Below are 24,888 nucleotides of genomic sequence, written 5' to 3'. Positions count from 1 at the left end.
TACTATAAAATATTTTTAATTCCACAAACTTACGACTATGAATTTGTATATTTCTCTTACTATCAAAAATGAAAAAATGAAAAAAGTTGTGCGATTTTAGTATCTTGGTATAATACTAAGTCTTGATCTTGCAGATATTGCAATTGTTGTTATAATTGCCACTGCTAGAATCATGGCTGCAATTGCACCAAATTCTGGAATCACATAGGTACCAATTATTTCAATTTTCTCAGTGCCAGCTGGGAACATTACTGTTACTTTGTTTCCAACAATTTCCTCATCATTTGATTCTTCTCCATCAACTAATACCATGAAGATACCGTCTAGAACTGTTTTTGATGGGGTGATGGTTAATTGTCCATCTTCTTTAGCGTTGATGCTAATGACAATTGAGTTTTCATTAGTATTGACAGTTGCACCAGTTACCACTCCACCAGTTATGCTATATGGTACACAATTACCAATTATGGCAAGTTCATTCATTTTGCATTGGTTACTTGGTGTTGGACCTGTTACAACTCCACCAGTCATTTCAACTTTGACTCTGTTACTTTTTTCAGAATTGCCATAGTTTACTTTAATGGTGTAGGTACCGTCATACTTCCACAATGGACCTGTTGTGTTTATTGTAGTCATAAAACTTCCATCTTTTGCTACAACAAGTTGATCAATTGCAGAAATAACATTTGTTGGACTAACAACAGTTACTGTTACTGGAAATCCAGAAGTATTTGCTACTTGGCCTTTTACCATAATCATATCACCTCGATTATACTCTTTTTTATCTGCCCATACTGATATTGGAATATCTCTAAGTAACATCTCATTGGCTGTTACTCTAGCATCTTCCATGGAACATCCTACACATGCTTGAGGAAGATCTTCTGCGGCATATGCTGTTGATATAGTTAAGGTACCGACTGCAGTCAAAATGGCTAGTAGCGCGAACGACGTACGGCTGTTCATCTTGTTGCGTTTTATACCTGTCTCTATTTATGTATATTTAAAAAGAGAAAAAAGTTGTGAACTTAGTATCTTGGCATAATGCTAAGTCTTGATTTTGCAGAGATTGCAATTATTGAGATAATTGCTACTGCTAGAATCATAGCTGCAATTGCACCAAATTCTGGTACCACAACGCCATCTTTGATATCTACTTTAGTTGAAGCAGTATATTTTGGATCCTCAAATTGTTGTACTGTTACAGTGTAAAATCCATCTTGTTTCCATAATGGTCCACCCACTGTGATTTCGGTAGCAAATTCTCCACTAAGCATTGGTGTTAATTGAGCTACTTTTACCACATTTCCATTTGGTGCGATCACCTTTAATGTGATATCTTGATTCACTCTGTCTGTCACTCCAGTAACCTCAAACATTGTAGAACCCTCCACGACAATTAATTCGTCTAGTGTGATTCCTCTGTATGTTCCAGCATTATTCACATTTGGTTTGAAAATTCCTTGTAAATTAGATTCAGTTACAGAAATTCTTCCAGTCTTACCATTTGCTATTTCGACAGGAACATCTAGTGTGTATAGTGATGAACTGCCTTGTTTTGCTGTTATAATGTAGAATCCATTCTCAGTCCATGTTGGACCAACTTTGAATTCAGTACCAAAGTTACCGCTAGCATCTGGTGTAACTTGCCATGCAGCTACAAGATTACTTCCACTTGGTGATATTACAGAAAATGTAACATCTGTGAATTTTGAAACTGTCTTACCTGTAACTACAATGGTGTTTGATCCTTTATCGGCTGTTGCCGTAATGGACATGCCTGCACTTTGAGCAAAAGCATCTTGCTGAATTGAGGTCATAGAAATTAATGACAGGGCCATAAGGGCTATTGCCATTGATGTTGTAGAACGTTTAAACTCCATCTTAATTGAATCCAGCATTATTGCTATTTATGTATATTTAAAAATAGAAAAAAGAAGAAATTTAGTATCTTGGTATAATACTAAGTCTTGATTTTGCAGATATTGCAATTATTGAGATAATTGCCACTGCTAGAATCATAGCTGCGATCGTACCAAATTCTGGGATTACAAATGTACCAATTATTTCAATCTCCTCAGCACCTGCTTGGAATGCTATGGTAAGTGTTCTGTCTTTTGATGTTATTGTTTCATCAAAGTCTACTTCTTCTCCATCAATTAAGATGAAAAAGTCGTCATCTTCACCATTCATTGTTGAATCCAATATGGTTCTTGGGATTGTAAGGGTCAACGAACCGTCGCTTGTAGCATCAATAGATACGATCAATGATTTTGCTTTTACGTCAGGCATAATATCGAGTAATTTTCCGCCTGTGATCTTGTATCCTATCAAATCACTAGAACCTTCAATTGCAACTGTGGTATCCGTTATTCTTGGATTACCAACTGGTTTAATTGTAGATCCTTGGAATTCAAATGTTGTTGTTGCCATGCGATTTTGGCTTCCATATGTGACTTCCACTGTATAAGTTCCAGATACTCTCATTGTTCCACCTGCAGTAATTTCAGTACTGAATTTTTTATCAGCACCTACTGTTAGTTGAGCAAGAGCAACAACTGCCATGTCGTTTTGAATTATCAAACTTACTGGAGTTCCTGAATACAGCTCTCTTACTTCTCCTGTTACTAAAATAACATCACCTTCTAAGTAAGATGATTTGTCTGTAGTAACAACAATTGAGTTTTGTACTTGTCCAAATGCTGGTGCAATACCAATACTTGCAATTAAAATTGCAGATAGGGCAAACACCGATAGATGATCTTTCATCAATTCTACGCCTAAATTTATCCTATTTAAGGTTGTGATAAAATTTGTTGACAAAATAGAAAAACAGATTTTTTAACGAATTTCAGATTAGATATATATTAACCTGAGCGTGGATTTTTTATAGTTTGTGTGTGTTATTCTCTGTTACATTTAATGTTCGATCTGGAGGTATTCTAAATGGCAACTAAGAAAAACCAAGTCCTAGTACCTGATCATATCTATGTTCCAATACATGAAATTATTTCTAAACAAGAGGCTGAAGATGTCTTAAAAAAATACAATTGTAAACCAACTGAGTTACCATTAATCTTTGTTAATGATCCTGCTATTTTGGGACTAGGTGTTAAACCTGGAGATATGATTAAGATCACTCGAAAAAGTCCAACTGCAGGTGAAAGTCTCTATTACAGATATGTGGTGGAAATCTAAATGACAGATCCTTCAACTAAACGTTGGCCAGTAATTCAGGATATTTTAAAACGTGAAGGTATAGCACGTCAACATTTGAATTCATTTGATGAATTTTTAGAAAGAGGATTACAAAGTATCATTAACGAAGTCGGACAAATTGACATTGAAAATGCTGAATATCCTTACAAGATTCAACTAGGTAAAGTAAAACTTCAACAACCAAGAATGATGGAACTAGATGGTTCTATCACTCACATCACACCAGCTGAAGCAAGACTAAGAAATGTTTCATACTCTGCACCTGTAATGATGGAAGCTAGTGTTGTAGAAGATGGAAAGATTTTAGAATCTAGATTTGTCCACGTTGGAGACGTTCCAGTAATGGCAAAATCAAATGCTTGTATTTTACATAATTTCTCCACTCAAAAATTAATTGAACACGGTGAAGATCCAAATGATCCTGGTGGTTACTTTATCATTAATGGTTCTGAAAGAGTTATTGTTGGATTAGAAGATCTTTCTTACAACAAAATAATTGTTGATAGAGAAACTGTTGGTGGAAATATTGTTTTCAAAGCTAAAGTGTATTCATCAATTGTTGGTTATCGTGCAAAATTAGAACTTGTAATGAAAAATGATGGTTTGATTGTTGCTAGAATTCCTGGATCACCTGTTGACATTCCAGTTGTTACCTTGATGAGAGCACTTGGATTAGAGTCTGATAGAGAAATTGCCTCTGTCGTTTCATTAGTTGATGATCTTCAAGATGAATTGGAAGGTTCATTTGAAAAAGCAGGAGATGTTCCAACATCAAAAGATGCTATTGTTTACATCAGTAAAAGAATTGCACCTGGAATGTTAGAAGAATTCCAAATTAAACGTGCTGAGACTTTACTTGATTGGGGATTATTACCACATTTAGGAAAACATCCTGAAAATAGAAAAGAGAAAGCACAATTCTTAGGTGAAGCAGCATGTAAATTATTAGAATTAAAACTTGGCTGGATTACTCCTGATGATAAGGATCATTATGGAAATAAAGTAATCAAATTTGCAGGACAGATGTTAGCAGATTTGTTTAGAACTGCGTTTAGAAATTTAGTTAGAGATATGAAATACCAATTAGAAAGATCTGGTCAAAAACGTGGAATCAATGCAGTTGCAGCAGCCATTCGTCCTGGAATAATTACTGATAAACTAAACAATGCTATTGCAACTGGTAACTGGGGACGTGGACGTGTTGGTGTTACTCAATTACTTGATAGAACTAATTATCTTTCAACAATTAGCCATCTGAGAAGAATTCAATCTCCTCTTAGTAGAACTCAACCAAACTTTGAGGCAAGAGATTTGCATGCAACACACTTTGGAAGAATCTGTCCAAGTGAAACTCCTGAAGGATCTAATTGTGGTCTGGTAAAAAATTTGGCACTATCTGGAATTATATCAATTAATGTACCTTCTGAAGAGATCATAGAAAAAATCTACGATCTTGGAACAGTTCATTTCTTTGATGCAAAAGAAGATCTCAAAAAAGATGGAACTAGAGTATTTGTTGATGGACGTTTAATTGGATATTACAAAGATGGCTCTGAACTAGCTGAGTCACTTAGAGACCTAAGAAGAAACTCAAAGATTCATCCTCACATTGGAATCTCGTATCATAAATCCGATATTGAAGGATCCACAAGAAGACTTTATGTAAATTGTAATGCAGGGCGAGTTTTAAGACCGTTAATAATTATCAAAGATAACAAGCCACTACTAACAGCAGAACTGTTAGATAAAATTTCAAAAAAATTACTTTCTTGGGTTGATCTTTTGAGAATGGGTGTGCTAGAAATGATTGATGCAAATGAGGAAGAAAATTGTTATGTTACACTAGATGATAAAGACACAAAGAAATTCACTCACCTAGAGGTATTTTCACCAGCAATTCTTGGTGCAGGAGCTTCTATCATTCCATATCCTGAACATAACCAATCTCCAAGAAATACTTACGAATCTGCAATGGCAAAACAGAGTTTAGGTTTCTCTACACCTATGATGAACACAAGTACTTACGTTAGACAACACTTTATGCTGTATCCACAAGTCCCAATCGTTAATACAAAAGCAATGAAACTCTTAGGACTAGAAGACAGACCAGCAGGACAGAACTGTGTTGTTGCAGTATTACCATTTGACGGTTATAATATTGAAGATGCTATTGTATTGAGTAAAGCATCAGTTGATCGAGGATTAGGAAGAACTTTCTTCTATAGAATCTATGATGCTGAGGCAAAACAATATCCAGGTGGAATGCGTGATGCCTTTGAAATTCCTAATGCTGAAGATAACATTAGAGGCTACAAAGGAGAACGTGCATACAGATTACTTGAAGAGGATGGAGTAGTTGCATCCGAAGCTCCAGTTAAAGGAGGAGATATTTTGATTGGAAAAACAAGCCCTCCTAGATTTATGGAAGAATACAGGGAGTTTGAATCATCTGGTCCATATAGACGAGATACTTCTATTGGTGTAAGACCATCTGAAGCTGGAGTAATTGATACTATAGTTATGACTCAATCTAATGAAGGTGGAAAAATGTATAAAATTAGAGCAAGAGATATGAGAATTCCTGAGATTGGTGACAAGTTTGCATCAAGACACGGACAAAAAGGTGTACTGGGAATTCTGGCAAAAGCTGAAGACTTACCATACACTGCAGAAGGAATATCACCTGATGTTTTGATTAACCCACATGCATTCCCTTCAAGAATGACTGTTGGAATGATGATGGAATCAATCTGTGGTAAAGCTGCGGCATTTCGTGGTAAACGATTTGATGGCTCTGCATTTGTTGGAGAGAAAATGGATGAGGTCAAAGAAGTAATGGATGCACACAACTTCAAATATTCTGGTAAAGAAATAATGTATGATGGAAGAACTGGAAAACCATTTCCAGTTGAAGTCTTTATTGGAGTTGTATACTATCAAAAACTTCATCATATGGTTGCAGATAAAATCCATGCAAGAGCTCGTGGACAAGTTCAGATGTTAACCAAACAACCAACTGAAGGAAGAGCAAGAGGTGGTGGATTGAGATTTGGTGAGATGGAAAGAGACTGTTTGATTGCTTATGGTGCTTCAATGATCTTAAAGGATAGATTACTAGATGAGTCTGATAAATCTGATATCTTTGTATGTGAAAGATGTGGTTTGGTAGCCTATCATGATGTTAAACAAAGAAAATATGTCTGTAGAGTATGTGGAGATAAAGCTAAGGTCTCATCTGTATCTGTAGCATATGCATTCAAATTATTATTACAAGAAATGCAAAGTCTTAATGTTGCACCACGTTTGTTGATAAAGGAGAAAATTTAATGTCTGTTCAAGCAATTAAAGCAATTGATGGTATTCAATTCTCAGTATGGTCTCCAACTGAAATAAGAAAATATTCTGTTGCAGAAGTTACTGCTCCTGAAACATATGATGAAGATGGAATGCCAGTTCAAGGAGGTCTTATGGATGGTAGACTGGGCACACTTGAGCCAGGTCAAAAATGTCTTACATGTGGAAATACTGCTGCAAGATGTCCTGGACACTTTGGACATATTGAACTTGCAGAACCAATACTGCACATTGCATTTATTGATAACATCTACAAACTACTCCAATCAACATGTCGTTCTTGTGCAAGACTCAAAGTTCCTCAAGAAGATTTAGAAACATTCCAAAAAATTAAAGATAAACATGCAGCTTATACTGTAATTTCACAAAAACGCATTCCAGAACAAATTATAGAAAAAGCAAAGAAAGCAAAAGAATGTCCACACTGTGGAAAAACGCAATACGAGCTAGTCTTTACAAAGCCAACTATCTTTGTTGAAAAGACAGAAGTTGGTGAACACAGATTACTTCCTATTACAATTAGAGAGAGATTCTCACAAATCTCTGATGCTGATTTAGAACTATTGTCATATGATCCTCGTACTGCTAGACCAGAATGGTTTATTCTGCAAGCATTACCTGTTCCACCTGTTACTGTTAGACCATCAATAATTCTTGAAACAGGAATTAGATCTGAAGATGACTTGACACACAAAATGGTAGATATCATTAGAGTAAATCAAAGACTAAAGGAAAGCAAGGAAGCAGGAACTCCACCACTAATTGTTCAAGACTTAGTTGATCTATTACAATATCACTCTACAACATATTTTGATAATGAAGTTTCTGGAATCCCACAAGCTCATCATCGCTCTGGCCGTCCACTTAAAACATTAACACAAAGACTAAAAGGAAAAGAAGGCAGATTCAGAGGATCATTATCTGGAAAAAGAGTTGACTTTTCAAGTAGAACTGTAATTTCACCAGATCCAAACTTAGATCTGTCTGAAGTTGGTGTACCTGAACAAGTTGCAATGAAATTAACCATTCCTGAAATTGTTACAGAATGGAATATTGATAGAATGAGAAAACTAGTAATCAACGGACCTGAGAAGTTCCCAGGTGTAAACTATATCGTCAGACCTGATGGTGTAAAGATTAGATTAGATTTTGTTGAAGATCGTTCTATTATAGCCGAATCCCTTGAGATTGGATATTTAATTGAAAGACATTTGGCAGACGGTGATATTGTTATGTTTAACAGACAACCATCACTGCATCAAATGTCTATCATGGCACACTATGTTCGTGTACTTCCTGGTAAGACTTTCAGATTACACCCATCTGTATGTCCTCCATACAACGCAGATTTTGATGGTGATGAAATGAACCTCCATGTTCCTCAAAGTGAGGAAGCTAGAGCAGAAGCAATTCTTTTGATGCGAGTTCAAGATCAAATTATTTCTCCAAGATATGGTGGTCCAATTATTGGAGCACTAAGAGACTTTGTCACAGGAGCATACCTTCTAACTAAGGACGATACCGTTTTGACTGTTCAAGAATTTTCCAACTATGCAATGCTTGGCGGTTATACTGATGCTCTTCCAAAACCTGCCACCAAAACAAAAGACGGTCCTGCATATACTGGAAAACAACTATTCTCACTATTCCTTCCAAAAGACTTCAACTATGTCCTCACATCCAAATGGTCAAAGGGTACACAAGGCGCACAAAAAGACGTTGTAATTAAAAATGGTCAATTAATCAGTGGTGTAATTGACAAAGCCTCAATCGGAGCAGAAGAGCCAGAAAGTGTTCTTCATAGAATTACTAAAGACTATGGTAACAGTGTAGGAAAAGTATTCCTTAACTCTATTCTGATTATGGTAAAACAATTCATTACACACTATGGCTTTAGTTATGGATATGGTGATCTTGAAGTTCCAGAAAAAGAAAGACAACAAATTCTAACTGACATTCAAGAAACTTATGACATTATTTCTGATTTGACTGACCAATATGAGAAAGGAACTCTCAAACTTACTAGAGGTATGAAGGCTGAAGAAGCATTAGAGGCATACATTGTTAATGAATTAGGTAAAGCAAGAGACAAAGCTGGTTCTACTGCAGATCAATCCCTTGATCAAACCAATGCTGGAAGAATCATGGCTACTACTGGTGCACGAGGTTCATCTTTGAATATTGGACAGATGGCAGGCGCATTGGGTCAACAATCAAGAAGAGGTAACAGATTACATGATGGTTTTCAAAACCGTGCATTAACTCACTTTGCAGAACATGATAGTAATCCTGACGCACATGGATTTGTAAAATCAAATTATAGAGAAGGTCTTTCGGCATTAGAGTTCTTCTTCCATGCAATGGGAGGTCGTGAAGGACTTGTAGATACTGCAGTTAGAACACAACAAAGTGGTTACATGCAACGTAGATTGATTAACGCATTAGAACACATTAGACTAGAATATGATGGAACTGTAAGAGATCCACACGGACACATCATTCAATTCCTTTATGGTGAGGATGGTATAGATGTGCAAAAAAGTGATCATGGTGAGGCATTTAATCCAAGTAGATTGGCAGAATCTCAAACTATTACAGATTCTGGAGCCAAGGCAACAAAAGCTGAGATAGAGACACTTACCAAGAAATATACAAAGACATTCAATCCAAGACTAACTTCACTTGTAACTGATGCATTGCTTCACTCAAATCTAAGTAAAGAAGGTGTAGAGGCTGTATGTAAGAAAGGACTTTCATTATACGATAAAGCAAAAGTAGAACCTGGTCAAGCAGTAGGAATTATCACTGCACAGTCAATTGGTGAGCCAGGTACTCAGATGACTTTGAGAACATTCCACTTTGCAGGAATTAAAGAAAGAAACGTAACATTAGGATTGCCAAGACTAATTGAATTAGTTGATGCAAGAAAGAAACCAGTTACTCCAACTATGGATATCTACCTTAATGAAGAATCAAAAAAGTCTAGAGAAAAAGCAATTGAAGTAGCAAGAAATGTTTTACAAACAAAAGTAAGTGCATTGATCTCAAACAGCGAGACTGACTATTCTACTCAAATTACATTAATTCTAAGTCCAAACAGACTCAAAGAAAGAGGATGCTCCATAGCTGAAGTAGAGGCTTCACTCTCATCTAACAAGAAATTCAAAACAGAGACAACTGGCGAATTAATCACACTAAAACTAGTTGAAGAGTCTGATACTGCAACTGTAATTGCAATTAGAAATAAGGTTCTAAATACTACCGTAAAGGGAGTTCCAGATATTGAACGTGTCACACTAGTTCAAAAGGATGATGAATGGGTGATACAAACAACTGGTTCTAATGTTGCCAAAGTATTAGAGGTTAAAGGAATTGATAAAAGAAATGTTAGAACAAACAACGTTTTTGAAATTGCAGGAACTTTGGGCATTGAGGCTGCACGAAATTCATTGATTGATGAGCTTAACAATACTTTGGGAGACCAAGGATTAGAAGTCGATAATAGATACATTATGCTAGTATCTGATCTGATGTGTTCAAGAGGTTACATGCAACAAATTGGTAGACACGGAATTGCAGGTACTAAAGATAGTGTTCTTGCAAGAGCAGCATTCGAAATTACAGTTCCAACAATTGCACATGCTGCACTTGGTGGAGAGATTGAAAGTCTCAAAGGAATCACTGAAAACGTTATTGTTGGAAGTAATATTCCAATTGGAAGTGGTACAGTTGATCTGTACATGCAAGTAAGCAAGAAGAAATAGGTGATAATTATGGCAGATGAAATTACAACATTAATGAATAACAGTAAAGGTAAGGTCGTTTTACTCCGACTGAGAAACACAAGAACCGTTCAGGGTGCTTTGATTGATTTTGATATTCACATGAATCTAACTCTGGAAAATGCTGAGGACGTCTCTGAAGACAAAGTAGAAAAACTCGGGAAAATTTTACTCCGTGGTGACAATATACTGGCAATATCCTTGCCTGAAGAGAACTCTTAGTTAGTATTATTCGTCAAACATTAAATTCTATAGAACAGTATTTTTTATTATGCACTTGTTTTTTTTATTATTATTATTCCTACCACTAATCTTTCTTCCTGCATTTGCTCAATCAAATCCAGATTATAATAATCCGTATGCTCCAATTTTTACAGACAAGCCAGTATACTCTTGGACTGATAAAATAAAGATGACAATCCATTCACCTAGTTGGAATACTGATAGACATCTGATTGATTCAATTGGTGGTAGCACACACCACGCAATTAACGTTGGTACATCTGAGAACTCTCTGGACTCTTATAGATTCACTGAGACCGATGTAAACTCTGGAATCTTTACTGCTGAGGTTACTCTTACAGGTTTTACTCATGATGCAAATGGTGATGGAAAGATTGACACCACCCCACGAACAATAGGTAGTGGTCCTACCAGTGGATTTTTAGAAGCTGATAGAGATTCTTCAGTTACCATATCATTTGAATTTGCAGATGGTGTAGTACTAGTCAAGTCTGTTCCTGTCAGTTGGAATATTGGTTCTATCTCATTTCTGAAAGAAAATCTCTTGTCTAATTCTTCAGTAATGATCAGTGTAGTTGATCCTGACATGAATCTGAATCCTGAGGCCTTGGATCATGTCCCAATACAATTATTCTCAAGTTCGGATTCAGCAGGAATTGAAATTGAGGGAATAGAAACATCTGAAAGGTCTGGCTCTTTTGTTGGAACAGTATTATTATCTCAAAGCTCGCCTTCTAGTGGAAATAGGCTTTATGCCATACCTGGAGATAAGATATCTGCAAAATACGATGATCATACATTGCCAAAGCCATTCTCCAAATCTGATAATCAACTAATTGAAACCTTTGCTGTGGTTGATTCATCTGTTCCTTCAACTCAACGACTGACTAGCTTGCCAATTACTTTCTCTGACAGCTTTTCAAACAAGCTTGAGTCATTTTCAGCAAATAGCCAATTGCAAATAGTTGGAACCGTACAAAATGACCAAGAGTACAACCAAAATTTTGTTTATATCTTTCAAGTCAAGAACGTAAATAATTCAGTAGAATCAATTTCGTGGATTCAAGGTGAACTCTCACCAAAACAAAGTTTAGATGTTTCACAATCTTGGACTCCTGATAAATCTGGAGAATATTATGTTGAAACGTTTGTTTGGAATTCACTAAATGATCCAACACCTCTATCTGATCTAATGTCTACATCAATAGCAGTTGATTGAATAGTATAATTTCTACGTGATTATTAAATAGAAAATTATGTTTTTAGTTATGTGTTAGTGTACTTTGCAGCAATTACCCTAGTGTTAGCAGTCATCTTATCTCCATTGATTTTTGAAGATGCATTTGCTGAATCATTTACTATAACTTTTGACAAGATAATGTACAGTACTGGCGATTCAATCACTATATCAGGTGATATTCTTGACTTTGGAATGCCAGTAATTGCCATGAGCATTTATGATCCTGATGGAAAAATACTATCTACTGATGATTTAGAAATTTTGCCTGACAATACATTTTCAAAAAAATTTGTTTTGGATTCTCCATTTTATAAAAAGTCTGGAGAATACATGGTAAAGGTAAGCTATGGAGAAATCTCTGAAGATTATTTTTTTCTCATAGATGACTCTGATATTGAAGAACCTGAAATAGTTATTGAAACCTTTGAGGACCCTGAAATAATTTTACTATACACTGATAAAAAAAAATATACTAACAATGATGTAATTGAAATTACGGGTCTGGTCTCTGCGCTAGATTCTCCATCTGTGTTAATTGGAATTTATGATCCATCTGGAATGCCAGGAGGATTTTACTTTGGTACAGTTGATTCTAATCTGGAATTTTCTACAAGTTTTCTTGTAAAGTCTGGAGTTAATTTTGTAGCTGAAGGAACATACTCGATTAAAGCTCACTATGGAGAAACAGAAGAAGTATCTTTTTTTGATTATTATGCAACTCCTCAAGACACAACTAAAGACACAACTACAAAGACTCAAGACACAACTACAAAGACTCAAGACACAACTAAAGACACAACTACAAAGACTCAAGATGATGTCACAGTAGTAGAAGAAAAAGAAAAAGAGTCTACCAAAGTACCAACAACTAAAACCAGTGTTGATGTTATCCCTAAATCTTCTTCTTCTACTACATTATCTGAAAAAATTGATAATAAAAATAATAACAATAATATTTCAATTACAAATGATCCCAAATCAAAAACTAATGATCCAATAATTAAAACCCCTTCAGAAAACATTACATCTGAAAAAACAAATGATTCTAAAATTATTGAAACAAAAACTATTGATGAAAAAAATACTAATAACAAAATTAATAACAATAAAGAAATTAACAAACAAAACAATCTATCTGTTGAAGATATAGAACTTGGAATAATGCTAAATGAAATTAATTTAAATTGTGATTCTAGTATCTTAACTGATACTATTTCATATTATGATGGAATGGGTCCTGCTTTGTATAGGCTATGTAAATTTGATAGTTCTCTGAGTTTTTTTAATGAGTCATTAGTCAAAAACCCTAATGATGTAGAAGTTATTACAAACAAGGGTTCTACCTTGGGTAAATTAGGGTACTTCTCTGAGGCAATAGCATACTATGATCAGGCCATAAAACTTGATCCTGATTTTCTGCCTGCTAAAAATAACAAGGCAAACGCCCTTGCAAATCTCCAAAATTATGATGCTGCCATTTTATTATATAATGAAATCTTAGAGAAAAGTCCAGATTATCTAACTGCCAAAAAAAATCTTGATACTGTTTTATTGTTAAATATGGATACTGATAATTTAGTTTCTACACAAACAAACTCTGATGCTGAAAATTTTGTTTTTGTAGAATCATCTAAAAAAACGATTCAAAACAATCAGAAAACACAAGAGTCAGCTGACTTTATTGGCGAAATAGGTCGTGTGTTTTCTACTTTGGGCTCTCTATTTGGATTTCTGAACTGATTTTATTTTAAAAGATGTATAGTTTTTCAATAAACCTATAAAGCCCTGTAATGACCATCGACATAAGGGAACAACATGAGTAAGATACTTGAAAAATCATTAAGAGATGCGCATAAAGAAGATGCGTTAACAATAGGTACTAGACAAGTTTTGAACTCTTTAAAAAATTCCAGGCTAATTGTATTGTCTCGTTCGGTAAAAAAAGAAACACTCGAGAAAATTGAATTAGATGCAAAAAAAGAAAAAATACCTTTAGTAAACTTTCAAGGAACATCAGTTGCATTAGGTAGGTTATGCGGCTTACAATTTAGAATTTCAACAATATCATTTACATCAATCGATGACGCAAACATCAAATCAATTTTAAAAGATACAGAAGCTGAGGAAAAACATGAATAATTGTATTTTCTGTAATGTAAGTTTAAATGAGACTTTCTTGTTTGGAGTGAGATAGGACTTCTAATGACACAATCAATTAAACTAACAACTGATCAGATGCGTATGATGTCTCTTTTCCAAAACGTAACAGGTGCAACAGCTCGTGATTGTGTGGAAGATGAAAAACAAGATAGAGTAATTTTTGTGGTTAATTCTGGTAAAATGGGACTTGCAATTGGTAAGGGCGGTGTTCACATTAAATCCTTACAAAATATTGTTAAAAGAAATGTTGAATTAGTTGAATTTGATGAGGATCCGGCCAAATTTTTATCAACTTTGCTTAATTCAAAACTAATCTCAGAAGTAAAAATAAATACACGAGCAGATGGATCAAAACAAGCAATAGTCATGGTCGACCCGAGAAAAAAAGGAATAGTTGTTGGAAGAGAAGGCAGAAATGCCGAGAAAGCAAGATTACTTGCAAAACGATATTTTGATATTAGTAGCGTATTGATTAACAGTCCTGAACGCGCAACTTTGGAGATGTAAGACATGAGAAAATCACCACTTGGATTATTTGCTGGCAGAGTTTTGACTTCAAAAAAGAAGACACAACGCTGGGCCATCTCAACTTACAAAAGAAGAAAACTTGGTATTGATAAAAAGGCTGATCCACTTGGTGGAGCTCCGCAAGCAAAAGGTATTGTTCTAGAAAAAGTTGGTATCGCAGCAAAACAGCCAAACTCTGCTATCAGAAAATGTGTTAGAGTTCAATTAATTAAAAACGGTAAAACAGTTACAGCATTCTTACCACGAGACGGTGCCATGAACTTTATTGATGAACACGACGAGGTTCATATTCAAGGTATGGGTGCAACTCAAGGTGGTGCAATGGGAGATATTCCTGGTGTTAGATTCAAAGTTTTCAAAGTTAACGGTACATCACTTCATGAATTGGTGATTGGAAAGAAGGAGAAACCAAGGAGATAGATAGAAAATGGCTGAAACTAAAAATTTATTATTATTTAGAAAATGGGATTTATCTAACATAGAGATAAAAGATCCTGGACTAAAGACTGCTATCTCTTTGAGAAAACAAATTCTACCTTATACTTATGGTCGCTCTGCACTAAAGAGATTCAACAAAGCTGATGTTAATATCGTTGAGCGATTAATCAACAAAACAATGCACTTTGGAAAAAAGTATGCAAAGAACACTGGTAGAATGACTGGTAAAAAAACAAAACTACTCAATACTGTAAAAACAGCATTTGATATTATTGCCCTTAAAACTGGCCAAAATCCAGTTGAAGTTCTGGTTAGAGCAGTTGAATTTTCTGCACCAAACGAGGATACAACCAGAATTGTATATGGTGGTACAGTTTACCATGTATCAGTTGATGTTGCCCCTCTCAGAAGAGTTGACTTGGCCTTGAAGTTTATTGCAGATGCAATTAAAGAAGCAACGTTTTCAAATCCAAAACCAATCGAAGAGCACATGGCAGAGCATCTAATGCTTGCAGCAGCCAATGATCCTAATGCCCCTTCCGTAAAAAAGAAAAACGAATTAGAGCGTATAGCACAAGCATCTAGATAGAAAATTTTTCCAGTAGCCCGAGGCAGATTCGAACTGCCGTCTCCGCCTATCCACTCTTGAGATCCAGAGGGCAGAATCCTTGATCTAAAATATTATTTGACCGCTAGACTATCGGGCTACTAAACAAAATCCAAATGTTTTAGCATATAATCATTTGCTGCAACTACTTTACTCTAACTTCATGAATTGCAGTTCCATAGTCACAGTCTGCTTTTAATCGCATATATGGAATCAATCTATAGTGAATTGAATACATGTTTTTTTCTTTTAATAATATCCCTTTCTGAATCAATGATGCAAGTCCTCTTGATGGAATTGTAATTGTTATGTTCTTTTCTTTACATATCTGATCTCTCTTTTTTTGAAATTGTTTTAATGAGAATGTAATATCATTGATTTCTAAAATCAAAGGCCAAATAATTTCACTCCACACAAATCTCCTATTCTCTGTCGCTGAGGCATACTTTCCTTTTTCACTCAAACATTAATAACATCTGCAAATGATGTTATAACTTAATAGTTGTCACAAAAAGAAATTGAAGAATCCCTGAATTTGTTAGAAAAAGATTGGACTGTAGATCCAATTCTGCGCCAATTTATGCTAGGTAAAATTACAGATGTATCTGACTATCCAATCAAAGTCAAAGATGTGGTGTTTCATGTGCCTTATCTTAACTCTGAGAAAAAATATATTCTGTGGAAATGCTATTGGCCTGACTGTCATAATTGCTGTGATAGACAAGGGAGACTACCATTAACATCTGATGACTTGATTACAATTGGGAAAGGATTGAAATACCAAAAGCCATCTGATTTTATAAAAAATGAAACTATTACTACTACCTATCAGGAACCTGGCCCCTCTGGTCAGATGACTACAATGACTACAATTAATCTAAAAAGAAAGACTGATGAGACTGAATCTGAGGATGGAACACACATTTCTTGTAGATTTTTAGATGAAGAGGGAGGATGCAGCATGCATCCAGACAGACCTGGTGTATGTTATCTGTATCCGTTTTCCAGCTGGCTTGAAAATGAAAAGGGAAAGGCTCGTGTACATGCAACTTATCAGTTTACAGGTGATTGTCCTGGATTTTACTTGGCAGAAAATTTAGATCCTATGAAAGATGAGTTCAAGGCGTACTCAAAGACAATCTATGATTACAACATGGCCTCAAACAGAACAAGCAGAGAAGGATTCAGCTCAATTAGTTTCAGCTAGGCTTTAGCTACTTTCATTAGGTCGGCAATTTTAATATCCATTCCAAACCTGTCTTCATTCTTTTTCATGTATCTAAATATTGCAATAAAGTCTGGCAATGCCTTGAAAAAACTAAAGTCTTTGTGAATTTTTGCCCTGACAAAATTAAACACCTTAGCATACACTTTGTAATGTTTCTCCACTGCTTTCTCATATGCCTTAAAGTCATTCATGTTTTCTAAAAATATCTCAACACACTGCATTGATGGTATGATTCCTTCTCCTAGCAGCGCATAAACTGTTCCAATTGATTCACCAACCCCCACTACTTTGCCTGAATAGTATGGCTTGCATCTATCTGGTGTTGCAAGTCTAATTGGACGTCCTTTTGTTGCAACTACTTTGCCTCCATGTTTTTTCAAAAATTCATCAGTTGCTTTGATGTGTTGTTTATTGTAATCTCCTGCACCAATGTGTGCTGTTTTCTCACCAAGTGGGAAATACCAAAAGTATCCTGACATTCCAGGAAATGGCTCAATGTAAAAGTCATCATATGGTACGCCATTTTCATACTCTACTTTGTACTCATATGTTGGCAGGAAAAAATCTTCTTTTAATTTTGGAAGATATACTCTGTTAAATCCAGTACAGTCAACTATCATGTCATATTCTTTTTCTAATTCTTCTAGCTTTGGTGCTTTACCATAAATTATCTTAGAGTCTTTTATGAAATCCTTGATTAATCCAAGTTTGTTATATGTGCATAATCCCTTCAATCCAATATCAAATTTTACATCATTGTTCATCTTGACATGCATATTTTTTCCATCATGAATTAAAAAGTCATCAAAGTCTCTTCCTGTCTTTTTACAAAACTCTTTTAGTACTGGTTTGATTGTTCCCCATGCACAAATAGAATCATGCTTTTCTTCAACACTTCTCTCATAACCTACTACTTCATGTTCAGAATTTTTTAGTCGGGCCATGAGATAAGAGCCTGCAACACCCATTCCCATTACTGCAATCTTCACGATGATCTGCGATCGCCTCATGCCTAATAAATACACTATCTGGTAATTTTTCTAGTGTTAATTGATTCTACTAGTAGTAGGAAAAAATAGCGCTGCTTAAATATCAAATTCACATAGTACAATTTGAGAGATAGTCTGTCGTCTGAATACAAACGTTTCAGACCTTAAGATAATAGCTGTCATCAGAAGACACAACGTCGCTGGTCTTAAGCTATGTTTCTCTCGTTAACAATCTTTTTTTTAGTGCCAATCTTAATGTTGATCATCTTTTAAATTTGGTAAATATCTTCTTTGATGTGTTATGGATACATTTGATGCAATTAATCAACGACGCTCTGTGAAAAATTTTGATAAAAACTACAAGATGACAAAAGATGAGATTGATAAACTCTTGGAACTTGCAGTCTTGTCTCCTACATCATACAACATACAAAACTGGAGATTTGTTACAGTAACTGATCAGGCAATCAAAGATAAACTATCTGAACTCTCTCATGGACAACAACAAGTATCTGATGCATCACTTGTGATAATTCTATGTGCTGACTTGAATTCCTGGGACAAAGAACCTGAGAGATACTGGGCAAACATACCACTAGAGTCACGTAATGCATTAGTTAAATCTATTAGAAACTCGTATAATGGAAAGCCTCAACAACAACGAGACGAGGCAATGCGCTCTTGTGGAATGGCAGCTCAGACTATAATGCTTGCAGCCAAATCTATGGGATATGATACATGTCCTATGAAGGGATTTGACTATGATGCAGTTGGAAATATGATTAACCTGCCACCAGACTATGTCATATCTATGATGGTAGTTGTGGGAAAGAAAACCAAGGAAGCATCTGCAAGGGGCGGGCAATTACCTCTATCTGATGTAGTTTTTGAGAACACATTCTAAATTTGTCATATATCCTATATCATATCATCCTCATTGAAAGACTGAATTTCATTGTCGTGATGTCTTACATGTTATTATTGTTGTTGGCGTGCCCATCTAGATAGAGAAAAGAAATACTGCAACTCTGTCTTTAGATTTTTTTTGTTTATAATTTCATAATCACTGGTTTTTAAGGCATAAAGGGTATAGAATATCAATCATGGTACTGATATGGATAGGACTTGCAATCGGTGTTTTACTAGCTATAGTTCTCATTGTCAAGGTATCAAAAACTAGTCGACATGATATAGTGGGAGTTAATATTCGCTGTGTAAAGTGCGGATTGCAAACAGATGGCTCTCAATGTCCTAACTGTAAGTCTAATTCGTTTGGAGTTTAGAATATGTCATCTTTATCTATGATGAACTGCCTATTAGTATAACATGATAACAAAAGAACAAAAAATAATAATTTTTAAAAATACAATTTTAGGACTTAGAGCAACCATTGATTTGAATAAAAAACAACTAGATCTAGATACAAGGTAGAAGAAAAAAAATATCTAAAAGATTTCAGACAATCTATCGTTTGATTTCTAGAATCATTAATACACAACAAGAGCAATTTTCAATTATTACAAGGGTATCTAAAATTAATTCCAAATTTTGTATGAAATTATTGAATTTTTTGTATTGTTATTATTGATCTAGTTTACGCCCTTTCTTCTATTCAAATTTGCTTTTGGAAAATTTGTAGATTCTTCGAATTCTTTGTCTTTTCTTTTAACTGTCTCTCTTTCTTCATCTGTCTGCTCACGAATAATGATATCATTAATATCTGTAAAGTTCTTACATTTTTCGCATAGCCATAGTGTGTTTTTTTCTGCTTGAATATACTTTGGTAGTCGTCTACCATCGCATTGCTTGCAAAATAATGTCATCTGTGTTTTCTCTAAATTGTGGTCTTAAGAATGTTGGACTGTTTTCCCAATACGCTTAAGACTCATAATCAATAAAGAAAACCATGGGCTTTACAGATAAGGTTCTAGAGTATCAACAAAAGAAACTGGCAGAAGCACAAGACAATCTTCAGACACACTTGGACAAGATGCAACAACTCAAAGGTATGGGATCAGAAAAAGACATCGCACAAGAAGAGAAAATGATCAAGATTTGGAGTTCAAACGTTGAGAAGATAAACAAGGCCATTGAAAAATTAAAGAAAAAATAGGTCTCTGCCAATATAATTACAATTTACATAATTCATTGGACTGTTGATATTTGGTTTTGAATTTGCATCTTGAAAGTCAAGCCTGAGAAACTATCACAATTAGAAAAAAAGAAACAAATAGAGATGATGATCTGACTTTAACCATAAATTATACAGTTACGCTTAAGTTTAAAACCATTTTAAGGAATTCATGGAAGACTCTGAAATTGCAAAACGTGAACATCAGAGAAATAAATCTGACATTGTAAATTTAGTCAAAGAAATGTTTAGTCAAGACAAATGGGGTGATGATACATACAAGAAAAAACTGCAAGAATTAGTTCTAAAAGATGATGAATTAGTCAGAGACGTTATTGCAAAGATCAAACTAGAGAAAGGAATGAAATAAAATTAGACAATTAAAATTTTGGGTTGGATTAGGTGTAATTTTAAGTGACTGTGGAATAACTAGAGAAGAATTTCTAAATTTAATTCAGAGGAAATATTTTTCATGATATCACCATACTACGTGTAGTTACAGAAACTTCCACTTGTATTCTCCTAAATAGAATCTATTTGATTTCCAAAGAAAATCTATCACACTATGTCAGTAGATAGGGCTAGTACTTGTACTAACCATTTGATTTCCCTCCGATCCTCCTAAAGAGGATCTTAGACTTTCTGTCAAGACATGAGAACTTGATGAATTTGTGCTCAAATTATTTCATCATTAAATGGAATGGGGGTTGTCCGTTTCAATTATGGAACAATTATCTAAGCATCAATATTGTTATTAATTGTATTAACTCTTTAATTGTGAGTTCTAAAATAAACATGGAAAAAAATGATTATTCTGGATTTGGTCAATATGACATTTCAGAAAAATTAGAATTGAGATTGCCAAAAACAGAGATCAATATTGAAATTAAAGAGGGTAACCGATTTTCATATTACAGAAAAAACTCCGAAGATCAAGAAATAAGAAAATCGATCCCACAATCAAGTGGAAAAATCAAGATTGAATTATGTCCTATTTTACCCATGAATCTTCCTGCAAAAAAGACAAATGATTTAATTTTTCTCCGGTTGGCAGAATCAATTTTTGTTGAAAAAAAATCCACAACTAGTATTCTGATACAGTTTCCAATGGAAATTGGGATTTACATAATTAATCAAGATGAAACAAAAGATCTTTTTGATTGCTTTACTTGCGAACCAATGCATTCTAGATTTGCATTATATGGAACTCCTGAGAAGGGTAATCTTTGTATGTATTCAAAAGTAAAACTTTTAGAAAAAAATGATGTGGATCCATATGTTTTTGCACGGATGAAGGTAGATATTTCTAATAATTTGGACGAGGGAAAATTAATTGGTAAGTTAGTATTTCCAATTGGAAGTCATAATTTTTACTATTCAGAAGGTTCCTCAGAGGTACATGTTGATGACATTGAAGTGACTCTAAAACAGGAATCAAAAATATCACTGATTGACATTAAACGTAAAGGTTATGTGAACAAAGGTGCTGGTTTGAAATTAGTCTCATATCTCACTACTGATGATAGTATTTACACAATGGATAAGGGGTTTAATTAATGGTCTTTGAAATTTTAGACACTCAAATAATTGAAGGAATCTCAATTTGGAGTTTACTTGTTACTGGAATTATTGTATTTGCAGGTGTCATAGTTGCCAAAATAGTTCGTATGATATTTAAGAAAAAATTTGCACCTAATTTGCCAGTTGATACAGTAAAGACCTTTGACAAACTAATCTATTATGGAATAATCATAATTTTCTTGCTTGCTGCAACTGCAAGTCAAGGAATAGATGTTGGCGCATTAGTAGTTGGTGCAGGATTCTTAGGAATTGTGATTGGATTTGCTGCTCAATCAGTTGTATCCAATATGATTTCTGGTGTGTTTATGCTCATTGAGAAACCTGTTAGACAGGGTGAAAATGTTGAGGTTGTAGATGTAAATGTTATTGGGAGGTTAATTGAGATTAATACATTTTCATCAAAGATTCAACAATTTGATGGTACTGTTGTTAGGATTCCTAATGAAAAAATGTTTACATCTAATCTCAGAACATTCTCACTTTCTGAGGTAAGAAGAAGTGAGGTGTCAGTGGGAATAGGATATGGTGAAAATGTGGATAATGCCATTAAAACCATAAAAAATGCAATTGAGAAAAATGTAGTATATTCTCTCATGGAGCCTGCTCCTGAGTTTTGGATCTCAGAACTTGGAGATAACAGTGTCAACATATTGGTTCGTGTATGGCATCCTCGTGATGATCTAGCAGAAGTAATGCCCAATTTACTCAAAGTTATCAAAAACGCTTTAGATGATGCAGGAATTGAGATTCCATTCCCGCAAAGGGTAGTGTGGAAGGGTAGTTCAAATGAATAGTGACAGGCATGATTTTTCAATTGGTTAATTAACAATTAAGAACATGTGAAAAAAGATGCAATCCTACGAGATCAAAAAAATACTAGTTCCACTTGATGGCTCGCAAAACTCCTTTAGGGGATTGGAAAAGGCAATCTATTTTGCAAGACAATGTGATGCGACACTAACAGGACTGTATATCAGTCAAAAGCCATCAAGATATGGATTTGATACCATCGAGGATCTGGATTCTTTTAAAAGAAAGCAAATTGATACGTTTTTAGAAAAGGCAAAAAATACTGCTGCCAAAAACGGCACAGACATGAATAGTGAGATAATTCATGGTTCTGCCAAAAAAGATATTCTTAACTTTGCAAACAGATGGAACTATGATCTAATTGTAATTGGTTCAAAGGGTGCTGGTTCATCTGATGAACCATATTTGGGAAGTGTTGCAAACCACATACTCCACACATCGAAGATTCCTGTATTGATTGTAAAATAATGAGATGAAATCATCTTCTTATCTTGAAATATGCCAAGATGCCAGCCTCTTGCCATACTTGCCATTATAATACCTAATCCAATCAACCATTCTTGTGAGAACCAATTGTAATTTGTAATTATTAAAATCCCAACCAAGATTACAATTATAATAGATAGTGCAGAAATTATCAGATTCTTTGACATTTAAATCAAATTCTGCCCAGCATTTTCTTCTTTTTCTTGACAAACTCCTCGTCAGTCAAGATTCTAAGTTCCTTGAGTCGGGATGATTAATAGATAATACTTTTTTCCATTTTTCTTCAATATTTTCTATTGTTTTTTCTACATTTCCAGTTATGTTTTGGTTGATTTTTGTATATTCTCAATGTTATGATCAACTACATCTAATTCAAATTCATCAAATAATTTTTGACTTTGTTTTGTATTTCTATGTCCAATATATTTCCAAATCGTTCGAAAAGCTGAGAACATCGATCTGAAAAATTCCTAATTGTTTGTATGTTGTTGATGAATTCATCTATATTAGAATTAATTTGGTCAAAATCTTGAGGAATATTTTTTCATCTTTTAATTTTACTAATTATTCTTTGATTTTTGTTATTAATTCAATAGAATTTGTTATTTTGGTGTAGGTTTCAAGCAAGCCTAATTCTATTTCTCTATAAGTCCAATTCTGTTTTCCTATCTCATATTCCCATTGATCAGTTTGAATTTCGGATATCTGTGTAATAAGATCTGAAGTTTTTTTTGTTGTTTTTCAGAATATACCACAATAATTATTTCCATCAAGTAATTGCAAGTGCAATGATATCTCAGAAGAATTTGTAAAATATTTGAAGAAAATGTATTGTAATTAAATGCTAGATGTCTCAAAAAAGAAGAAGATCTCAATTAACGTGGTAATAGTAGTACTTCTAATTTTGCCCCTGAATTCCCATCAAAGTAAGAGTTGAGCGAACATGTTCAAGTTTTCTTACATTTCAAATAATAGTTTCTCTAATCTTATCTTTTTCTGAATTCTGTATCTTTGCAATTATGTCATATGCGCCAAATGTTTCATGGATCTCCTTGACTGAATCAATTTGTTTTAGCCCTTCTACAACATCTACTTCAGAACCAAGATCACAATTTAGTAAAACATAAGCTGTTTCCATGAAGCAGATATATCAAAAAAATATTTAAGTAAATGATAGAATAACTTAAAAATTATTTGATTATTGATTAGAAAAACAAACACTTGAAAATTGTTTATTTGTGTGGCATTAAGGCAATTTTGCTACTGGTGAGAGATCAAATAAGGCATTTTATCTTTGATATCAGGAGTAGGATTTGAGCACTGACCACACTTTGGACGAATGATCTCTGCATCATAATCAACTTCACCAATTGCTTTTCCACAGCCTACACATGAAATTGATCTTGTATCGTATATGTTCAATCTAAAACTAGTATTGGTTATATCCTCAATAAAGTAGAGCAATACAATAATGAAAACTTGTCAGATTTTGTAACATTAAATCAAACAAGTTTTTTATTTTGATACCGTCATGTTTATTGTTAATTCTGTGTAAAGCAGTTCATGGCAGAAGCTGGACTTGCAGCATATGGTTCTGTAATGGGGTATGAATTACTCTGGCAGTAGTATTATTTGGACTTCGTGGAAAAGGACATCCTGAAACCCTTGAATGATGATGTGAATTTCAGATGAAACTCCAATATGTGTAGTACTTGCCCTGTGTTACTGCAAAAGATTCGTCTTGTTGAATTGTTTGCTATGAAATGACTTTAGGAAAAAAATATCTATATTCTGAATATGTATTTTTTAATAATAATATCTTTGAAAAATATTACAACAATTATTCCTTCTTCTTCTTATTCTATGATTGTTCTGGAATTGTATGTATGGTAATTGTATGTGTAATGTTTTGAAGACGTCTGATGTTTTGTAAAGTTTGTTCAAAAGATTCTATACTGTCATACTTTAATTTACAGATAAAATCATACAGTCCATAGGTTCCCTGTACTTCATCACATAACTCTTTGAGTCTCTTGACTGTCTGCATCTCATATCCCATATCACAATTAACTAAAACAAATGCTGTATTCAT

The 24,888-nt window shown here is 34.3% G+C and carries 26 protein-coding genes, 1 tRNA gene and 1 pseudogene; 18 read left to right on the top strand and 10 right to left on the bottom strand.

Going from position 1 to position 24,888, the window contains the following annotated elements; translation table 11 throughout:
- Positions 1–96: 96 nt before the first annotated feature.
- From OEM44_05855 to OEM44_05845, 3 genes are all read right to left on the bottom strand, one after another.
- Positions 97–966 (bottom strand): PEFG-CTERM sorting domain-containing protein, encoded by an 870-nt coding sequence (locus OEM44_05855; GenBank protein MDH3516324.1) that lies wholly within the window; start codon positions 964–966, stop codon positions 97–99.
- 62 nt (positions 967–1,028) lie between these two features.
- Complete coding sequence (locus tag OEM44_05850; protein MDH3516323.1) at positions 1,029–1,883, bottom strand: PEFG-CTERM sorting domain-containing protein; 855 nt, start codon at positions 1,881–1,883, stop codon at positions 1,029–1,031.
- Positions 1,884–1,944: 61 nt separating this feature from the next.
- Complete coding sequence (locus tag OEM44_05845; GenBank protein MDH3516322.1) at positions 1,945–2,769, bottom strand: PEFG-CTERM sorting domain-containing protein; 825 nt, start codon at positions 2,767–2,769, stop codon at positions 1,945–1,947.
- A 177-nt stretch (positions 2,770–2,946) separates the two neighbouring features.
- Between OEM44_05845 and OEM44_05840 the strand changes: the two genes are divergently transcribed.
- The 10 genes from OEM44_05840 (at position 2,947) to OEM44_05795 (ending at position 15,553) form a co-directional block, all read left to right on the top strand.
- Complete coding sequence (locus tag OEM44_05840) at positions 2,947–3,198, top strand: DNA-directed RNA polymerase subunit H (GenBank protein MDH3516321.1); 252 nt, start codon at positions 2,947–2,949, stop codon at positions 3,196–3,198.
- Positions 3,199–6,546 (top strand): DNA-directed RNA polymerase subunit B, encoded by a 3,348-nt coding sequence (locus OEM44_05835; protein ID MDH3516320.1) that lies wholly within the window; start codon positions 3,199–3,201, stop codon positions 6,544–6,546. It abuts the gene before it with no gap.
- Positions 6,546–10,337 carry a DNA-directed RNA polymerase subunit A' gene (locus OEM44_05830; GenBank protein ID MDH3516319.1) on the top strand — a complete coding sequence of 1,264 codons (3,792 nt, stop codon included), beginning with the start codon at positions 6,546–6,548 and terminating at the stop codon, positions 10,335–10,337. The genes OEM44_05835 and OEM44_05830 overlap by 1 nt, the downstream gene beginning before the upstream one ends.
- 9 nt (positions 10,338–10,346) lie before the next feature.
- Positions 10,347–10,577: a ribonucleoprotein gene (locus OEM44_05825; GenBank protein ID MDH3516318.1), complete on the top strand. Its 231-nt coding sequence runs from the start codon at positions 10,347–10,349 to the stop codon at positions 10,575–10,577.
- A gap of 49 nt (positions 10,578–10,626) precedes the next feature.
- Positions 10,627–11,817, top strand: coding sequence for a hypothetical protein (locus tag OEM44_05820; GenBank protein MDH3516317.1), 1,191 nt, complete (start codon positions 10,627–10,629; stop codon positions 11,815–11,817).
- Between the two features lie 51 nt (positions 11,818–11,868).
- Positions 11,869–13,578 carry a tetratricopeptide repeat protein gene (locus OEM44_05815; GenBank protein MDH3516316.1) on the top strand — a complete coding sequence of 570 codons (1,710 nt, stop codon included), beginning with the start codon at positions 11,869–11,871 and terminating at the stop codon, positions 13,576–13,578.
- A 75-nt stretch (positions 13,579–13,653) separates the two neighbouring features.
- Entirely contained in the window at positions 13,654–13,977 is a 324-nt protein-coding gene (locus OEM44_05810; protein ID MDH3516315.1) for a ribosomal L7Ae/L30e/S12e/Gadd45 family protein, read from the top strand.
- 63 nt (positions 13,978–14,040) lie between these two features.
- A complete protein-coding gene (locus OEM44_05805) occupies positions 14,041–14,505 on the top strand; it encodes a NusA-like transcription termination signal-binding factor (protein ID MDH3516314.1) in 465 nt (154 codons plus the stop codon).
- A gap of 3 nt (positions 14,506–14,508) precedes the next feature.
- A complete protein-coding gene (locus OEM44_05800; GenBank protein ID MDH3516313.1) occupies positions 14,509–14,946 on the top strand; it encodes a 30S ribosomal protein S12 in 438 nt (145 codons plus the stop codon).
- A gap of 7 nt (positions 14,947–14,953) precedes the next feature.
- Complete coding sequence (locus OEM44_05795; GenBank protein MDH3516312.1) at positions 14,954–15,553, top strand: 30S ribosomal protein S7; 600 nt, start codon at positions 14,954–14,956, stop codon at positions 15,551–15,553.
- Between the two features lie 13 nt (positions 15,554–15,566).
- Here the strand turns inward: OEM44_05795 and OEM44_05790 are convergent.
- Both OEM44_05790 and OEM44_05785 read right to left on the bottom strand, forming a co-directional pair.
- Positions 15,567–15,671: transfer RNA gene (locus tag OEM44_05790), tRNA-Gln, on the bottom strand.
- Between the two features lie 45 nt (positions 15,672–15,716).
- Positions 15,717–16,034 (bottom strand): hypothetical protein, encoded by a 318-nt coding sequence (locus tag OEM44_05785; protein MDH3516311.1) that lies wholly within the window; start codon positions 16,032–16,034, stop codon positions 15,717–15,719.
- Between the two features lie 39 nt (positions 16,035–16,073).
- Between OEM44_05785 and OEM44_05780 the strand changes: the two genes are divergently transcribed.
- Positions 16,074–16,778, top strand: coding sequence for a YkgJ family cysteine cluster protein (locus OEM44_05780; protein ID MDH3516310.1), 705 nt, complete (start codon positions 16,074–16,076; stop codon positions 16,776–16,778).
- On the opposite strand, the gene OEM44_05775 is transcribed toward OEM44_05780, so the two are convergent.
- Positions 16,775–17,788 carry an NAD(P)/FAD-dependent oxidoreductase gene (locus OEM44_05775; GenBank protein MDH3516309.1) on the bottom strand — a complete coding sequence of 338 codons (1,014 nt, stop codon included), beginning with the start codon at positions 17,786–17,788 and terminating at the stop codon, positions 16,775–16,777. The genes OEM44_05780 and OEM44_05775 overlap by 4 nt on opposite strands.
- Before the next feature lie 301 nt (positions 17,789–18,089).
- On the opposite strand from OEM44_05775, the gene OEM44_05770 reads away from it, so the two are divergent.
- Positions 18,090–18,692 carry a nitroreductase family protein gene (locus OEM44_05770; GenBank protein MDH3516308.1) on the top strand — a complete coding sequence of 201 codons (603 nt, stop codon included), beginning with the start codon at positions 18,090–18,092 and terminating at the stop codon, positions 18,690–18,692.
- A gap of 199 nt (positions 18,693–18,891) precedes the next feature.
- Positions 18,892–19,071 carry a hypothetical protein gene (locus tag OEM44_05765; protein MDH3516307.1) on the top strand — a complete coding sequence of 60 codons (180 nt, stop codon included), beginning with the start codon at positions 18,892–18,894 and terminating at the stop codon, positions 19,069–19,071.
- A gap of 306 nt (positions 19,072–19,377) precedes the next feature.
- Here the strand turns inward: OEM44_05765 and OEM44_05760 are convergent, their stop codons facing one another.
- The gene (locus OEM44_05760) at positions 19,378–19,611 is read right to left on the bottom strand and encodes a hypothetical protein (protein ID MDH3516306.1); all 234 of its coding nucleotides are present in this window, start codon (positions 19,609–19,611) and stop codon (positions 19,378–19,380) included.
- A gap of 83 nt (positions 19,612–19,694) precedes the next feature.
- Between OEM44_05760 and OEM44_05755 the strand changes: the two genes are divergently transcribed.
- From OEM44_05755 to OEM44_05735, 5 genes are all read left to right on the top strand, one after another.
- A complete protein-coding gene (locus OEM44_05755) occupies positions 19,695–19,901 on the top strand; it encodes a hypothetical protein (GenBank protein ID MDH3516305.1) in 207 nt (68 codons plus the stop codon).
- A 190-nt stretch (positions 19,902–20,091) separates the two neighbouring features.
- Positions 20,092–20,289: a hypothetical protein gene (locus OEM44_05750; GenBank protein MDH3516304.1), complete on the top strand. Its 198-nt coding sequence runs from the start codon at positions 20,092–20,094 to the stop codon at positions 20,287–20,289.
- A 407-nt stretch (positions 20,290–20,696) separates the two neighbouring features.
- Entirely contained in the window at positions 20,697–21,476 is a 780-nt protein-coding gene (locus tag OEM44_05745) for a DUF432 domain-containing protein (GenBank protein MDH3516303.1), read from the top strand.
- On the top strand, positions 21,476–22,294 hold the full coding sequence (locus OEM44_05740) for a mechanosensitive ion channel family protein (protein ID MDH3516302.1): 819 nt from the start codon (positions 21,476–21,478) through the stop codon (positions 22,292–22,294). Before OEM44_05745 ends, OEM44_05740 begins: the two co-directional genes overlap by 1 nt.
- 55 nt (positions 22,295–22,349) lie before the next feature.
- Positions 22,350–22,778: a universal stress protein gene (locus OEM44_05735; GenBank protein MDH3516301.1), complete on the top strand. Its 429-nt coding sequence runs from the start codon at positions 22,350–22,352 to the stop codon at positions 22,776–22,778.
- A gap of 916 nt (positions 22,779–23,694) precedes the next feature.
- Here the strand turns inward: OEM44_05735 and OEM44_05730 are convergent.
- The 3 genes and pseudogenes from OEM44_05730 to OEM44_05720 form a co-directional block, all read right to left on the bottom strand.
- Positions 23,695–23,934 (bottom strand): annotated as a pseudogene (locus OEM44_05730) (Lrp/AsnC ligand binding domain-containing protein).
- A gap of 122 nt (positions 23,935–24,056) precedes the next feature.
- The gene (locus OEM44_05725; protein MDH3516300.1) at positions 24,057–24,218 is read right to left on the bottom strand and encodes a hypothetical protein; all 162 of its coding nucleotides are present in this window, start codon (positions 24,216–24,218) and stop codon (positions 24,057–24,059) included.
- 439 nt (positions 24,219–24,657) lie between these two features.
- On the bottom strand, positions 24,658–24,888 hold the full coding sequence (locus OEM44_05720; GenBank protein ID MDH3516299.1) for an Lrp/AsnC family transcriptional regulator: 231 nt from the start codon (positions 24,886–24,888) through the stop codon (positions 24,658–24,660).

Origin of the sequence: Nitrosopumilus sp., assembly GCA_029862745.1 — an archaeon.
Taxonomy (GTDB): Archaea; Thermoproteota; Nitrososphaeria; order Nitrososphaerales; family Nitrosopumilaceae; genus Nitrosopumilus.
Note: the sequence above shows the minus strand (reverse complement) of the source record. Positions and strands in the feature narration are given on the sequence as shown.

Coding starts and splice junctions, on each gene's coding strand:
- OEM44_05735 (MDH3516301.1), top strand. CDS start 22,350: ATGCAATCCTACGAGATCAAAAAAATACTAGTTCCACTTGATGGCTCG.
- OEM44_05795 (MDH3516312.1), top strand. CDS start 14,954: ATGGCTGAAACTAAAAATTTATTATTATTTAGAAAATGGGATTTATCT.
- OEM44_05810 (MDH3516315.1), top strand. CDS start 13,654: ATGAGTAAGATACTTGAAAAATCATTAAGAGATGCGCATAAAGAAGAT.
- OEM44_05740 (MDH3516302.1), top strand. CDS start 21,476: ATGGTCTTTGAAATTTTAGACACTCAAATAATTGAAGGAATCTCAATT.
- OEM44_05750 (MDH3516304.1), top strand. CDS start 20,092: ATGGAAGACTCTGAAATTGCAAAACGTGAACATCAGAGAAATAAATCT.
- OEM44_05755 (MDH3516305.1), top strand. CDS start 19,695: ATGGGCTTTACAGATAAGGTTCTAGAGTATCAACAAAAGAAACTGGCA.
- OEM44_05830 (MDH3516319.1), top strand. CDS start 6,546: ATGTCTGTTCAAGCAATTAAAGCAATTGATGGTATTCAATTCTCAGTA.
- OEM44_05760 (MDH3516306.1), bottom strand. CDS start 19,611: ATGACATTATTTTGCAAGCAATGCGATGGTAGACGACTACCAAAGTAT.
- OEM44_05855 (MDH3516324.1), bottom strand. CDS start 966: ATGAACAGCCGTACGTCGTTCGCGCTACTAGCCATTTTGACTGCAGTC.
- OEM44_05800 (MDH3516313.1), top strand. CDS start 14,509: ATGAGAAAATCACCACTTGGATTATTTGCTGGCAGAGTTTTGACTTCA.
- OEM44_05845 (MDH3516322.1), bottom strand. CDS start 2,769: ATGAAAGATCATCTATCGGTGTTTGCCCTATCTGCAATTTTAATTGCA.
- OEM44_05825 (MDH3516318.1), top strand. CDS start 10,347: ATGGCAGATGAAATTACAACATTAATGAATAACAGTAAAGGTAAGGTC.
- OEM44_05850 (MDH3516323.1), bottom strand. CDS start 1,883: ATGGAGTTTAAACGTTCTACAACATCAATGGCAATAGCCCTTATGGCC.
- OEM44_05770 (MDH3516308.1), top strand. CDS start 18,090: ATGGATACATTTGATGCAATTAATCAACGACGCTCTGTGAAAAATTTT.
- OEM44_05820 (MDH3516317.1), top strand. CDS start 10,627: ATGCACTTGTTTTTTTTATTATTATTATTCCTACCACTAATCTTTCTT.
- OEM44_05720 (MDH3516299.1), bottom strand. CDS start 24,888: ATGAATACAGCATTTGTTTTAGTTAATTGTGATATGGGATATGAGATG.
- OEM44_05840 (MDH3516321.1), top strand. CDS start 2,947: ATGGCAACTAAGAAAAACCAAGTCCTAGTACCTGATCATATCTATGTT.
- OEM44_05765 (MDH3516307.1), top strand. CDS start 18,892: ATGGTACTGATATGGATAGGACTTGCAATCGGTGTTTTACTAGCTATA.
- OEM44_05835 (MDH3516320.1), top strand. CDS start 3,199: ATGACAGATCCTTCAACTAAACGTTGGCCAGTAATTCAGGATATTTTA.
- OEM44_05805 (MDH3516314.1), top strand. CDS start 14,041: ATGACACAATCAATTAAACTAACAACTGATCAGATGCGTATGATGTCT.